A 15,013-nucleotide genomic window follows, 5' to 3' on the forward strand; every position below is an offset into this window, starting at 1 on the left:
ATTTGTATATTTGCGCACATTTTTAAAAAACTCAAATCATGAAAAATATTGTATTAATAGCAGCATTGTTATTATTTAGTTTTGGAAACGCTCAGGCTTTTGAAGGAAAAGGAGACCAAAAATTTCAAGTTGGTGCTAACTTTCAGGATGAAGCAACTGGCATTAATTTAACTTACGACTATGGTTTAGGAGATAATATATCTGTAGGTGTTTCGTCTTCTTATGCTTTAGGTGTTGATGATGTAATAGCTGATGTTGCTGATTTTGGAGATCGTTTTGACTTAAAAGCAAGATTTAATGCCAACCTTGGTAATGTTATAGATATTGACCCTAATTTTGATTTTTACCCTGGTCTTAGTCTTAGCTTAAAGAATTTTGGCGGACATCTTGGTGCTCGTTATTTCTTTTCTGAAGGATTTGGGATTTACACTGAAGCTGCTTTCCCACTAGCAAAATATGATGCGGACGTCGATTTATTTTACAACCAATTTACATTTAATATTGGTGCAAGTTTTAATTTATAACTATTGTCATTCTGAACTTGTTTCAGAATCTGAGACGCTACAGAAATGAGATGCTGAAATAAATTCAGCATGACAAAATACAAGAAGCCTTTTCTTATATCTGAAAAGGCTTTTTTTATAAATATTCATTGAGTTTTTGATAAACAAGATGGCTTTCCCAACCTCTGTAGAGCAAGTAATCTGCAACTTTTTTCTTTTTCTTGTAGATGTTTTTTTCCTTAACCTGTGCTATACGTTTCTGGGTCAGTTCGTCTAAGGTTTCAAAATAATCCGCTTCATCAATTTCTCTTAGAGCCACATCAATAGCATACTTAGAAATATCTCTAAACTTTAATTCTCTTATTAACCGGCTTCTTCCCCATTTTTTTATTCTGAATTTTCCACGCACAAAAGCTTTAGCAAACCGTTCTTCGTTTAGAAAATTATGGTCAATAAGGTGCACTATAATTTTATCTATAGCTTCAGGAATCATTTTCATATCCTTTAATTTTGCCCTTACTTCTTTATGGCAACGTTCTTGATAAGCGCAGTAATTTTCAAGTTTTTTTTGCGCTTCATCGACAGTATAGGTGCTTTGTAGGTTCATTTAGCGAAAATAACAATTTGTTAATATTTTACAATGTATAACTACCTGTTAATTAGGTATTTTTGAATTACATTTGTAAACTGGTTAATGGTTAAGCTTAATCCCTATGAAAAAGAATTACTTACTCCTCACACTACTTGTTTTTGCCTTAAACATAGGGTTTGGGCAAGGCTCTGAAACTTTTACAAATCTAAATGCTCCAACTGGTAGCTATGGTAACGGCTCATACGTTGGTGATAGCGGTGTTACTTGGACATATGATGGAGCTAGAACGGTTACATCAACTTATAATATTACTGGCACTTCGATTGGTTTTGGTAGAACTTCTCATGGAACACGATTAGCATCAGCCACTTCGAATACCAATGGTGTTGGAGATCTAACTTACAGTATAAGATCTTACTTTACTGGCGGTACAGCTGCTGAAAGAACAGTTGAAGTGTATGTAAATGGCAATTTATATGACAATTATACTTTAGCTGCTGAAGGACCTGCATATACTAGAACAATTACAGCCAATGAAACCGGTGCAGTTCTAATAGAGTTTAGATCAGTTGGAGATAGACAAATTGTAATTGATGATATTTCTTGGACATCCGCTTCAACGAATACTTACATTGAGTTTGACGCTCCCACATCAACCTTAACTGAGGATGGTGCCTTTATAGATGTATGTGTTAGTATAACCAATCCCTCAACTACTGCTGCCACCACTGTAGATATTAGCTTAGATGGTGGTTCAACTGCAACCAACGGAACAGATTATGATGATGGTGCTGGTATACCAGCTGCTATTGTATTTCCACAAACTTTAACGTTTCCTGCAAACAGTAGTGCAGACCAATGTATAACAATCTATATTTCTAACGATGATAGTATTATTGAAGGGGATGAAACCGTGATTTTAAATCTTTCTAGTCCTACTGGTGGTGATTCAGCTTCTTTAGGCTCTACCACTTCACACACTTTAACAATACTTGACAATGATTTTTACGATACTTGTGCTACTTCTGTAACACTACCTGTTAATACCTCATGTGTTAACCAATCTTTTACAAATGTTGGTGCTACCGATAGTGGAGTCGCAGATCCAGGTTGTGGTGCATATTCTGGTGGTGATGTTTGGTTTAACCTTACGGTTCCTGCTAGTGGGTCTATAACTGTAGAAACTTCTGCTAATGGAGGTATTACAGATTCTGGTTTGGCATTATATTCTGGAACTTGCGGTTCTTTAACTCTTATAGACTGTGATGATGATTCAGGAACTGGAAACATGTCTTTGATTAATGCTACTGGATTAACACCTGGCTCAACAATCTATGCACGTGTTTGGGAATACAACAACAATGACTTTGATACTTTTAATATTTGTGCCTATTATGCACCTGAGATTGACATAGAGAGAAATACAGGCACCTCTATTCCTAATGGGGCTGCAGCTAACGCTGGTTATAATACTGTTTTTGCAGCAACAGTTATTGGTAACTCTTCTGCCCCAAAAACATTTCATGTTAGTAGTGAAGGTTCTGCTGACGTAAACTTAACCAGCATAACATCTTCTAATCCTACAGAGTTTTCAGTGTCTCTGAACCCAAGTCCAGCAACGGTATCACCAGGTACTGAAGTAGATTTTGAAATCACATTTTCGCCAAATGGTGTAGGATTGCGTACTGCTACAATTACTATTGTGAGTAATGATGCAGATGAAAACCCATATACCTTTAACGTACAAGGAAATGGAGACTGTGCTGCTGGAACATTAACATTTTTACCAGATAATGGACCTGTTAATACCATAGTAAACGTTACTACAAGCTCTACTAATTTTGGAGGCTCTACTACAGCTACTGTTAATGGTGTTTCTGCTACAGTTACTGTAATTTCAAATTCAGAGTTAGAGGTAACCATCCCTTCTGGCGCATCAACAGGAAGCTTAGAGATTAATGATGATTTGGGTTGTGTAAGTTCTGATCTATTTACAGTAATTGACCAACAGATTTCTAGCTGTGAAGGCAGTTCTGGCACAACACCCTTAGATCTATTCATAAGCGAAGTTACTGACCATGGAACTGGTTCACATTCTTACGTTGAAATTTTCAATGGAACAGGTGCTACGATTGACCTTACAGATTACGAAATTAGAATTCATAACAATGGTGCTACAACTGCTACCAGTACCATCCCTCTTACTGGTTCTGTTTTAAATAACGATGTTTTTGTTCTAGCCTTCGGAAGTACTAATGCTACAGATTTTCATGCAACACACGGTTATGACCAATCAGATAATGCTAGTGGTATTAATGAAGACGATAATATTCGATTGTATTATACACCTACTAATAATTGGGTCGATGTATGGGGAGACACATCTGGTAGTGCCTTTACAATAGCTTCGAAAGACTACACATATCGTAGAAAAAACTCAGGTATCACTGCACCAAACACTTATGGAGATACAACATGGAACCCAACCGATTGGGATGCCTTTACTCCTGTAGACTATAGCGATATTGGTACATATGATTTCTCAACAGGAACGCCTCCTACATTCAATAACATATCTAGTACAACAACTGCATGTAATGAAGTTACAGTTACAGTTTCTGCAACAGAAGGCTTTGTTACTGGTAATCCTTTGGCATATTATTGGTATGCTTATGATCCTGCAAATTCAGGTCTTGGTTGGCAAGCCATATCTAATGGCGGAATTTATACCACAACTCCAGCATCTCCAGATTTAATAATTTCTGATCCTAATAGTGTATTAGATTTTCAATTTTATTGCCAAGTAAGAGAAGACGATGCAACCTGTTTCACCGCTTCTAATGCCATAAAAATCAGTTACGGCACAGCAACTTGGGATGGAACTAATTGGACATGGAATGATGGTACAGCTATTGACACAATGCCAACAACAAATGCCATTGTTATAATTGATGGTGATTATGATACAGCTACAGGAGGTGTTGAAACTAGTTTTGAGGCTTGTGAATGTACTGTTAATTCTGGAAATACACTAACTATTGAAAACAACACCTACGTATTAGTAGAGAATGATTTAACCGTTGACGGTAACTTAGTTGTGAAAACCGATGGCTCTTTTGTTCAAATTAACGATACAGCTACTGTTGGAGGAGATGTACTAACGGATAAAACAAAAATTAGCGTAGAAAAAGAGACTGCTCCTTTAGCGTCTTATTTAGAATATACCTATTGGAGCTCACCAGTTGCTAATGAAGTTATTAGTGATGGTCTTTTTGAGGCTTTTACAAGTAGAATATATTCATTTAATGGTGCCAATTTTAGAGACTCTACACAGGAGTCTAATAATGATAATACTACAAATCCTGGTCAAGACGATATTGATGATGACGGAAACGATTGGCAGTTTGCAAATGGAGCAACTGTTATGTCGCCAGGTATAGGATTTGCTGCGATGCATAGTCCTACAGGTTTTGTGCCTTCGAGATTTTTATACACTTTCGAGGGTCCATTTAATAATGGTATATACAATATTCCTATTTACAGAAATGATGCCGAATTAAATGATAACAACTGGAATTTTATTGGCAATCCATACCCTTCTGCTATAGATGCAGACTTATTTTTAGCGGCTAATGCCAGTATAGACCAAACTGTAGGTGCTACAAATGGTGCCATATTCTTTTGGTCTCATAATACCGCTGCAGATGGAAACACAAATGGTAACGAGAACGAAAATTACGCGCAAAGTGATTATGCTATTATAAATGGTTCTGGACAGACGGCAGGTGGAGATGGAGTTATACCTAATAGGTACATTCCTTCTGGCCAAGGCTTCTTTGTATCAATGGATGATGGAGCTACAGCTTCAGTACATAGTGGAACTATAATGACAACAGATGTTGTTTTCAATAACAGCATGCGTGTAACAGGAAATAACAATCAGTTCTTTAGAACCGCTCAATACAATAAGCTTTGGTTAAATCTAACCTCAGACAATGGTGTTTTCAATCAAGTTTTAGTAGCATATGTAGATGGAGCAACTGATGATGATGATGGTATGTATTACGATGCTTATAAGAATCTATCAACTGACTTATACTCTGGTATATATACTACTTTAGATTCATCTAGTGACAAAAAATTTGCTATTCAAGGGAAAAATCCTAACAGTTTAAATATTGATGAAGTTATTCCATTAGGATTCAGTACTAGCATTGAAGAAGCAACCATCTATACCATTTCAATTCATACAACTGAAGGTGCTTTTATGGGTGGAAATGATATTTTTATCATTGATTATGACTTAAATATTATCCATAATCTGAAAACGGCTGATTATAATTTTACAGCTGATCAAGGAGAATTTAATGACCGTTTTGAAATTGTATTTACACCTGAAGCACTATCAGTAAATGATAATACTATAGCCTCTAACGATCTTATCATCACCGAACTTAACAATGGAGAAGTACAGATAAAAGTTAATGCACCATACACCATAGAGCATGTAGAAATCTTAGATGTATTAGGAAGACGTATTTACAATTTAATCGGAAATGATTCTATTGAAGTTTACAACTTATCTAAGCTGAGTAAAGCAGCCTATATTGCTAAAATTACACTATCTAACGGACAGGTGATTAGCAAAAAAGCGATAAAACAACGATAGCATAATATAAAACATAACATACTTAAAAGACCTCTGTTAATTGAGGTCTTTTTCTTTTAGAAGGCATATTGTATCGCTATAATTAAGTTTCTACCTGCTGCAGAAATACCAGAAGAATATGGTCTATAGCGTTGGTCTGTAATATTTTCTATACTTCCTGTTAGTGTCAGTTTATCTTTATATTGGTACTGCGCTCTTAAATTGAAAGTATACCAAGAAGGTGAATAAGGGTTACCATTAGAATCCTTAGCATATAAGTAATCCTTTGACAACTCAGATGGCGCTAATTGATTAAAAGACAATTCATTATTATACACTAAATAGGCATCAAAACTTAATTTGTCTTTTTCCCAGATAAGATGTGTTCTTCCAAAATTTGGAGCTACATGTCTTATTGGCACCTCTACTCCGTTGTTGTCTTCTGTACCTCCAATAATATTATACTGAGAGCGTAGTTTTAATGTTTTAGAAAAATTAACTTCAGCACCAACTTCAAATCCATAAATCCAAGCTTTAGACGCATTTTGTATAGCTTGTACTGTACTCAATTCACCATCATAAACTATTTCGGTTTCGCCATCTATATCATAATCTCTTCTTATGAGTGCATTATCTAAGAAGGTATAATATGTTGCCATATCCAGTACAACTTTATTGTCAAAATTTAATCTTAAACCTAACTCACCACCATAAGCATACTCAGGCTTTAAATTATTATTTGGCACCACAACAGAACCTGGTTCAGAATCAAACACCTTACCAATATCGTCTATATTAGGTGCTCTAAAAGCTGTTGAGGCGTTTAGTTTCCATTGTATCATATTACTTGGTGACCATGTAATTCCCGCAGTACCTGTAAGTGCTCCCGTATTGATATTAGTTTCGTTAAAAGGAAGATTTAAAAAGTTATTATTAGCGGTAAAATCTGCCTTAGCAATAATTTGATTATATCTTAAACCCGACTGAAATACAAATTTAGAGTTAGGCTTATATTTTAAACTCGAATAAGCTGCCAAAGATTGCCATGTTGCACCATCTGGATAGCGTGTTACATTTGGGACTTTCGTGTTGGCTTCAATATTTTCTTCAAATCCTTCAGAGCCTACACGATTAAACAAATATTCTAATCCATAGGACATTGTTGTCTTAGGACTTAATTTTTTCTCTAAATCTAAGTTAAAAGATAAAACATCTACATGCTCTTCCCTTACTTCGCGAATTACAGATTGAAAATCTCTGTCTTTTCTACTTTCTTTGAAGTTTTGAAAAGCTAGGGTTGCTTGGATTTTGTCATAAATATTAGAACTGCTGCTTGTTTTAGTAACCTGAAAATTACTCATAAACCAGCGTTGTGGCCCATAATCCCATTCTGCTGACCTTAAAGTTTCACCTCTTGGCCTCACCAATCTATCATACCTTGGATAGTCTGATGTTGTGGTAAAAAATAGACCTAAATCAAATTTTAGATTATCTCTGGGCTCATACCTTACTTTTTGCATAAAGTTGATTTGGCTATATGCTGTTGGCACTTGTAGCTTTGGGTTACTATTCGCTATAATAACATCTTGCCCATTTTGCCTAATAACATACTCTGGTCTTAAATAATCTTCAGGCCCATGGCTTCCCATTCTTAAATCATCAAAATCTGTATAGCTAAGATTGGTTAAAAAAGCCCATTTTTTGTAGCCTAAATTAAAATCGATATGTGACGTTTTTTCATTATTGGCACTTGCATAACGCAACATGGCATTACCGCTAATTATTGATTCATCTTTGTATGATAATTGTGGTTTTTTAGTATAAAAACTCATAACACCACCAATGGCATCACTTCCATAAACTACAGATCCTGCTCCTAAAGTGACTTCAGTATTTTGAATTGATAAAGGATCTATAGAAATGACATTTTGCAAATTACCTCCTCTAAAAATAGCATTGTTCATACGGACACCATCGACAGAAATAAGTAATCTATTGGTAGAGAAACCACGAATCATTGGGCTACCTCCTCCCATTTGGCTTTTTTGAATGAATACATTACCTGTATTATCTAGTAAGTCTGCACTGGTTTGCGGATTGGCAAAGGCAATTTCTTTAGCATTTACAGCAACAATAGATTGCGGAATATCTTTTTTACTTTGCTCAAACTTAGATACTGAGATTACTATTTGCTTAAGACCTTCTACTTTTGGTTTTAAATATACAATGAAGTTATTCTGAGAAATTTCAAACTTTCTTATCTCTAATTTTTCATATAAGAGGTTCTGAAAATAGATAACCTCTCTATCATTAAACTTATCTAAAACAGCATTACCATCAAAGTCTGTAACCTCGTATTTGGTTTTCTTTAAATTGTATAATGAAACACCAGAAATAGGCTGTTTAGTGCCTTCTTCTAAAACTGTTATGGTTTGGGCAAATGTACTATGGAAGCATAAGCACAAAAGGATACTAAAAATGATATTACATTTTAGTTTTATATACATCTTCATTAAAATCTTTGCGTAATAATTGGCTTAATGAAACACTTCATTTAACACTTGTAATGACTTCGGTTTCTTAAATCCATCCAAATGTAATTCAAAATAATGCAATAACACATTTAAAAACTCTTGTCTTTGTTTTGCACTTATTTTAATACTGTGTAATGCATCAAAATTTGTGCCTAATAGCTGTTTTAACAATGTTAAACTTTGTCCTGAAATTGAATAAATACTGTGATTGTTAGACTCAAAAATTCCCGATTCTAAATTAAAATAAGGTAAGTCTAAATTTTTATCTTCGGGTTGAAACCCAAGATATCGAGTGAGTTTCAGCAAAAATAATAAGTGAAAATTTGAAAACCTTTCTGAGGTATCGAGGTATTGGAAAGCTATTTCGAGATAATTAAAAAGTGCTTCATTTTTTTCTTCTTCCCTTAGAGCATTAGAGAGTACTTCTGAAAGGAATAATACAATAGAGCTTTTATATATATTAGTATGTATACTACGATATATGTAACTAAACTTAGCTTCTTTTATTCCTTGAAGCGATCTGTTAGATTTAAAATTTTCTTCGAATTGGAGTTGAGATAACGCTTGATAATAAATGGTCTTACTACTCCCTTTCTTAGATTTTAAAACCCCTCTCAGAAGATAGCTTACAATTCCACGCTCTTTAGTGTAGCATTTTATAATAAGGTCATTATCCCTATATCTCAATTTTGAAAGAACAATGCCATGGTTTTTTGTAAGCATTTTATCGCACTATAAGAACCTTTAGAACTTTTGTTTCAAACGAATCTAGATCTGATATCATTACTAAGTACACACCTGTTCTAACAATAGTATTTGCTAGATTTTTACCATTCCATACTGCAGTACCTCCATCTACAGCAAAGTTATAGTTAGCACTAGATGATCTTAAATTTACATTAGACTGAGCTTCTGCAACAAGGTTGCCTTCAATATCTGTAATCTTAATATTTACGTTTTCTGTTAATCCACTAATTTTAATTCCTTTATTAATATCATTTAAGTCATTAAACCCAAGTACGTTGTATTCTGGTCGTACAGGGTTTGGATATACAAAAGCATTCTCTAGTGTTTCTTCTGGTTTTGAGCCACCAGCTCTGAAGGAAAGCATACCTTTAGTTGTAGCGATATATACAATTCCATTATTTGGATCCAAAGAAATATCAGTAATGCGATTAGATGGTAACGGAGAATTATCCTTGGTAAAATGATAAATAGTATTCTGTCCATCTGGCGAAAAATAAAACACACCCGAATCTACTGTACCAACCCATTTATTATTAGATCCATCAGCCTCAATATCTGAGATGGTCTGAGATTCAAGCAACTCTTGTGCAATACCATCCTCTAAAATTATGATAGAATTCAATGTAGGATTTGGATCATCGAAAAACCCTGATGTATTAAACAGCACCCTTAATCCAGAAAACGTACCTACCCACAATTGATTTCGATTATCAATTTCTAAAGCTGTAATTCTTGGAAAAGGTAGGTTTTGTTCTTCTGATGAGATATTTTTTAAGGGATCAGGTAAATTCTCATTATAAGCATATAGCCCATTAGAATAACCTCCTATCCATTTTGTTCCATTATTGTCAATCGCAACATCAAAGAAGCCAAACTCATCTAATAGAGCATCCTCAATGATGGAAGAGAAATCATAGCCTTGCCAAATACTAGAATTTGGATCATAAGACTTTAAAGGGTTCGGTGAGCGAGATGATAAAGACCACAATACACCATTTCTATCAAAAATAGATGCAGAAACTCTAATGGTTGTGGAGCTATTTGCTATAGACTCTAAACCACTATTATCCTCATTATAAAGTATCGTAGGTTGAAAATCGTTGATTTCTAATAAACCATCCCTAAATGAACTTACAAATACTTGATTTGGATTGAAAGGGTTAACTGAAATCTCAGAAAGATTTTTTGCACCCAATACACTATCATATGGAATATTTTGCCAAACATCATCCATGTAGTAACTCAATCCTCTACTTCTTGCAGGTGAAGGGCTAAGAGATTCTGTATAGTCCCCAAAGCTAGCCCATACAACTTCAGACTCAGCATTCAGCCTAAATATTTCATTAAATAAAGGTCCGTTTGGTTTTACATCTGTATAATTAAACTCATCACCAATAACAGTCTTAAGAACTCCGAAATCTTCAGATCCTATAAAAATCTCATTGTTTATTATGGTTGCTGAGGTAAAACGTGTGTTATTATAATCCTCGCTTGTTACATAGCTTCCAGTAAGTGCTGCTGTTTCGTCAAATACCTCAACACTATTAAAATAGGATATGATTAAAAAATTATTATTGACTTCGGTATCCTTTGGCAAAAAAGGTAATGATAATAACTGTTGAGAACTGGTATTTGTAATTTCAAATAGAGCTTTATTTGCTCTTACCGCATATGCTTTATCAGCAATAGTATTAATACTAACAAAATTACCCCCTAAAACCGTTTGCCATTGTGCAAAATCTATAAGATTGGGATTATTTAAATCCCCTTTTTTTAAACCATTACCACTAGAACAAGCTGCAAAAATCTCATTGTTTAATACTGTAACTTGGTTAACTATAATTTGTGATCCTCCATTACCTAAAAAATAAGTGTCTCCAAATTCTAATCTTTCTAAGTCATAAACGGAAACACCATAATCTGTAGAAATGTAAACAAAACCCTGATGTTCATAAAGATGATTAATTGATTTATTGGCTGGTGTAATATTTTCTTTCTCTAAAATATCTACAACAGTTAATACCGAGTTATCGGTTTCAGAATATACTTCTAAAAGGCCTGTTTCATAACCAACAACTAGATATTGAAATTCTTCACTATAAAGGATAGTAGTGATCTGTTCACCAGAAAGTCCTTCAACAGTTGTTATTGTAGTTATTTCTTCGGTTAAAGTATCATATTCAAACACTGCATTTTGTGCTGCAGCATATATCTTGTTAGTACCACTAACAACATCTACAATATCATTATAGGAGAAATGTGCTTGCCATAATGCAGAAAAATCTTGTGCGTCTATATGAAAGGATAAACCAAAAAAGAAAAGTAAAAGTCTAAAAACAGTTTTACGCATTATAAATTGTTTGCTCAAATATATTTAATACTAACGATAATATTACGCTAATCATATAATATGTAACAAAAAAAGCTTCCATTTGTTAATGGAAGCTTTTTTATATTTTGAATTTTTAATTATATAACTCCTTGAGCTAACATTGCATCAGCAACCTTAACAAAACCAGCTATATTAGCACCTCTAACATAGTCAACTGTACCATCATCATTCTTACCATATTCAACACAAGAATCATGAATATCTTCCATGATATCCTTTAATCTTGCATCAACCTCTTCTCTTGTCCAGCTTAAACGTAGTGAGTTCTGGCTCATTTCTAAACCAGAGGTAGCTACACCACCAGCATTAGATGCTTTACCTGGTGCAAATAAAATCTTTGCATTGTTAAACTCATGAATAGCTTCTGGTGTTGATGGCATATTAGCACCTTCTGACACACAAATACAACCATTATTTATTAATGATTTTGCTTCTTCGCCATTTAATTCATTCTGAGTTGCACAAGGCAAAGCAATATCGCATTTAACAGACCATGGTCTTTCTCCTTTAAAATATTTAGCATTAGGATATTTATCAACATACTCACTAATTCTGCCTCTCTTATTGTTCTTAAGATCCATTACAAACTGTAACTTTTCTGTATCAATACCATCTTCATCGTAAATATATCCGCCAGAATCAGAAAGCGTAAGCACAGTAGCGCCTAACTCAATAGCTTTTTCTGCAGCAAACTGAGCTACATTACCAGAACCAGAAATAACCACTTTTTTACCATCAAAAGAATCTCCTTTAGTCTTTAACATATTTTCAGCAAAGTAAACGTTACCGTATCCTGTTGCCTCTGGTCTAATTAAAGATCCACCCCAAGATTGTCCTTTACCTGTTAAAACACCTGTAAATGTATTGTTCAATTTCTTATACATACCAAACATAAAACCAATCTCTCTTGCACCAACTCCTATATCACCTGCTGGTACATCTGTGTTATGTCCGATGTGTCTGTACAATTCAGTCATAAAGGCGTGGCAAAAACGCATAATCTCGTTATCTGATTTTCCTTTAGGGTCAAAATCAGAACCACCTTTACCACCACCCATTGGTAGTGTAGTTAAACTATTTTTAAATACTTGCTCAAATGCTAAAAACTTAAGAATACTAGCATTTACTGTAGGATGAAAACGCAATCCACCTTTGTATGGACCAATTGCAGAGTTCATCTGAACTCTATAACCTCTGTTTACCTGTATTTCTCCTGAATCATCTACCCAACTTACCCTAAACGAAATTAGTCTTTCTGGCTCTACCATTCTCAAAAGAATATTTTTGCCATTGTAGATATCATGTTTGGCAATGTAAGGTATAACTGTCTCAGCTACTTCTTGAACCGCTTGTAAAAACTCAGGTTCGTGCCCATTTCGCTCTCTTACAAGATCTAAAAAAGCTTCAATTTTATCTTTCATATAAAAAATTGTTAAGAAATTGTGATTTATAGGGCGCAAAGATACGTTATCTTTAAAAATAAAGCCTTATTTTTTTTATATTCTCAATTATTTTTTAAATATTTAGATTTTGTAATAAAATTCTTCTCCCTAAAAGAAATTTGCATTTTATCCGTTTTATTTTGTAGTTCGTCGAGTTTTTATATATTTGTTCGGCAACCGCTTAATCATAAGTGTTATATGGCAAAACATATTAATAAACTAATAATCTTGTTTGGGTTGATATTTACAATTCAAACTTCTTCTGCCCAATTGGGTTTTTCACACGAAATAGGTGCATTTATAGGAGCGGTTGCGTTTCAATCTGACTTTGGTGTTAGAAATGATTTTGAAACCAATTCTGGTAACACTGGTATTGCCCTAGGGATAGTTCACTACATTAACTTTGCCTACAGAGCCGACTGTAATTGTTATACAACGGATACTTATTTTAACGACCATTTTAAAATTAGAAGTGAAATTTCCTGGAATAAAACTCCTCTAGAGCATTTTGGAAAGTGGGTAGATGATGCTAGAAATAGCGTCCAAGCAGATCAATTAAGAGCTCATACAGGCGAGGCTCAAAATTGGGATATAGGTATGCAATTAGAATACTTCCCAAGAAGTATTAGAGCTTTTTCGGCTGGTGCCTATTCTTTTGCTCCGTTTGCTGCCCTTGGTGCTCATTTTGTATCCTTTAATCCAGATGTTGAAACAACTTATGGCGATGGTAATCCACAAAATAATTTTAATTATTACAGCTATTGGAATGATGTCTCTAATAATGAACCTTTTATAAGTACGGAATCTGGTTCAACATGGTCTGTAGTTGCCAGTGTAGGAACTCGTTACAAACTTACAATACTGTCTGACTTATTTGTAGAATTAAGATGGCAATACTATTTTGATGATTTTATTGATGGATTAAATCACAAACTTCCATCAAACAAAGCTAATGACTGGAACCTTTGGCTAAACTTTGGTTACATTTACTACTTAGATTAACATTGAGAATTAACTAACTGCCTGTTTTAAATCGTTTATAAGGTCTTCCTTATCCTCTATTCCAACACTCAATCTAATTAAGGAATCTACTACTCCTGTTTTTTCTCGTTCTTCTTTTGGTATACTTGCATGTGTCATACTTGCAGGATGACCAGCTAAAGACTCTACTCCTCCTAGAGACTCAGCCAAAGTGAAGATTTTGAGGTTTTCAACTATTTTAATAGCTTCCTCATAATTGTTTCCCTTTGTGGTAAATGAAACCATACCACCAAAATCTTTCATTTGCGATTTTGCAATGTCATGATTAGGATGATTTTCAAAGCCTGGCCAGTATACGTTTTCAATTTTTGGATGATTCATTAAAAACTCAGCAACCGCTTTACCATTTTCACAATGACGCTGCATCCTAACATGTAATGTTTTTATACCTCTAAGAACCAAAAAAGCATCCTGTGGACCGCAAATGGCTCCACTTGCATTTTGAATAAAATATAGCTTCTCTGCTAATTCTTTATCTCTAACAACTAAAGCACCCATTACCACATCACTATGGCCTCCTAAATATTTAGTAGCTGAGTGCATTACAATGTCAGCTCCCAACTCTAATGGTTGTTGCAGGTATGGAGTTGCAAACGTATTATCTACAGCTAATAACAGATTATACTTTTTAGAAATTTCTGAAACAGCTTTTATGTCAATGATATTCATCATTGGGTTAGTTGGAGTTTCAACCCAAATGAGTTTGGTCTTTTCATTTATATATTTTTCAATTTTATCTACATTACCCATTCCTATGAAGTGAAACTTGATTCCAAAATCCTCATATATTTTAGTAAAAAGCCTGTATGTACCACCATACAAATCATCAGTAGAAATTACCTCATCACCTGGCTTTAACAATTTTAAAACTGCGTCTATTGCCGCTAATCCTGAACCAAAAGCCAGCCCGAAATTTCCATTTTCTAAACTTGCGAAGGATTGTTCAAGAGCGTGTCTTGTTGGATTGTGAGTTCGAGAATACTCATAGCCTTTATGATTACCTGGTGATGTTTGAGCATATGTAGTGGTCTGATAGATTGGTGGCATTACAGATCCATAAGCTGCATCGTGCTTTTGACCTCCGTGAATAGTTTTTGTGTTAAATTTCATTATA

General features: G+C 34.4%; 9 protein-coding genes. 3 read left to right on the forward strand and 6 right to left on the reverse strand.

The features are described 5' to 3' along the window. Positions 1–38: 38 nt before the first annotated feature. On the forward strand, positions 39–524 hold the full coding sequence (locus tag ACXAFS_RS00680) for a DUF6646 family protein (protein WP_475304636.1): 486 nt from the start codon (positions 39–41) through the stop codon (positions 522–524). Between the two features lie 115 nt (positions 525–639). On the opposite strand, the gene ACXAFS_RS00685 is transcribed toward ACXAFS_RS00680, so the two are convergent. After that, on the reverse strand, positions 640–1,110 hold the full coding sequence (locus tag ACXAFS_RS00685; protein WP_475304637.1) for a regulatory protein RecX: 471 nt from the start codon (positions 1,108–1,110) through the stop codon (positions 640–642). Positions 1,111–1,216: 106 nt separating this feature from the next. Here ACXAFS_RS00685 and ACXAFS_RS00690 point away from each other — a divergent pair, with 106 nt between their 5' ends. Beyond that, positions 1,217–5,764: a choice-of-anchor D domain-containing protein gene (locus ACXAFS_RS00690; RefSeq protein WP_475304639.1), complete on the forward strand. Its 4,548-nt coding sequence runs from the start codon at positions 1,217–1,219 to the stop codon at positions 5,762–5,764. A 56-nt stretch (positions 5,765–5,820) separates the two neighbouring features. Here the strand turns inward: ACXAFS_RS00690 and ACXAFS_RS00695 are convergent, their stop codons facing one another. From ACXAFS_RS00695 to gdhA, 4 genes are all read right to left on the reverse strand, one after another. Beyond that, positions 5,821–8,256, reverse strand: coding sequence for a TonB-dependent receptor plug domain-containing protein (locus ACXAFS_RS00695; RefSeq protein WP_475304640.1), 2,436 nt, complete (start codon positions 8,254–8,256; stop codon positions 5,821–5,823). A 24-nt stretch (positions 8,257–8,280) separates the two neighbouring features. Then, a complete protein-coding gene (recO, locus tag ACXAFS_RS00700) occupies positions 8,281–9,000 on the reverse strand; it encodes a DNA repair protein RecO (RefSeq protein WP_475304641.1) in 720 nt (239 codons plus the stop codon). A 1-nt stretch (position 9,001) separates the two neighbouring features. After that, positions 9,002–11,374, reverse strand: coding sequence for a type IX secretion system anionic LPS delivery protein PorZ (gene porZ, locus ACXAFS_RS00705; RefSeq protein WP_475304643.1), 2,373 nt, complete (start codon positions 11,372–11,374; stop codon positions 9,002–9,004). 119 nt (positions 11,375–11,493) lie between these two features. Further along, on the reverse strand, positions 11,494–12,837 hold the full coding sequence (gene gdhA / locus ACXAFS_RS00710; RefSeq protein WP_475304644.1) for an NADP-specific glutamate dehydrogenase: 1,344 nt from the start codon (positions 12,835–12,837) through the stop codon (positions 11,494–11,496). A 219-nt stretch (positions 12,838–13,056) separates the two neighbouring features. On the opposite strand from gdhA, the gene ACXAFS_RS00715 reads away from it, so the two are divergent. Then, complete coding sequence (locus ACXAFS_RS00715; RefSeq protein ID WP_475304646.1) at positions 13,057–13,860, forward strand: THC0290_0291 family protein; 804 nt, start codon at positions 13,057–13,059, stop codon at positions 13,858–13,860. Between the two features lie 9 nt (positions 13,861–13,869). Here ACXAFS_RS00715 and ACXAFS_RS00720 read toward each other — a convergent pair whose 3' ends face one another. Then, positions 13,870–15,009 carry a cystathionine gamma-synthase gene (locus ACXAFS_RS00720; protein WP_475304647.1) on the reverse strand — a complete coding sequence of 380 codons (1,140 nt, stop codon included), beginning with the start codon at positions 15,007–15,009 and terminating at the stop codon, positions 13,870–13,872. Positions 15,010–15,013: the final 4 nt, after the last annotated feature.

The sequence above is a fragment of the Winogradskyella sp. ABM4_392 genome (genome assembly GCF_056160445.1).

Excerpts from the sequence above, each read along its gene's own strand:
- ACXAFS_RS00680 (WP_475304636.1), top strand. The coding sequence starts at position 39 with ATGAAAAATATTGTATTAATAGCAGCATTGTTATTATTTAGTTTTGGA.
- recO (WP_475304641.1), bottom strand. The coding sequence starts at position 9,000 with ATGCTTACAAAAAACCATGGCATTGTTCTTTCAAAATTGAGATATAGG.
- ACXAFS_RS00690 (WP_475304639.1), top strand. The coding sequence starts at position 1,217 with ATGAAAAAGAATTACTTACTCCTCACACTACTTGTTTTTGCCTTAAAC.
- ACXAFS_RS00685 (WP_475304637.1), bottom strand. The coding sequence starts at position 1,110 with ATGAACCTACAAAGCACCTATACTGTCGATGAAGCGCAAAAAAAACTT.
- gdhA (WP_475304644.1), bottom strand. The coding sequence starts at position 12,837 with ATGAAAGATAAAATTGAAGCTTTTTTAGATCTTGTAAGAGAGCGAAAT.
- ACXAFS_RS00715 (WP_475304646.1), top strand. The coding sequence starts at position 13,057 with ATGGCAAAACATATTAATAAACTAATAATCTTGTTTGGGTTGATATTT.
- porZ (WP_475304643.1), bottom strand. The coding sequence starts at position 11,374 with ATGCGTAAAACTGTTTTTAGACTTTTACTTTTCTTTTTTGGTTTATCC.
- ACXAFS_RS00695 (WP_475304640.1), bottom strand. The coding sequence starts at position 8,256 with ATGAAGATGTATATAAAACTAAAATGTAATATCATTTTTAGTATCCTT.
- ACXAFS_RS00720 (WP_475304647.1), bottom strand. The coding sequence starts at position 15,009 with ATGAAATTTAACACAAAAACTATTCACGGAGGTCAAAAGCACGATGCA.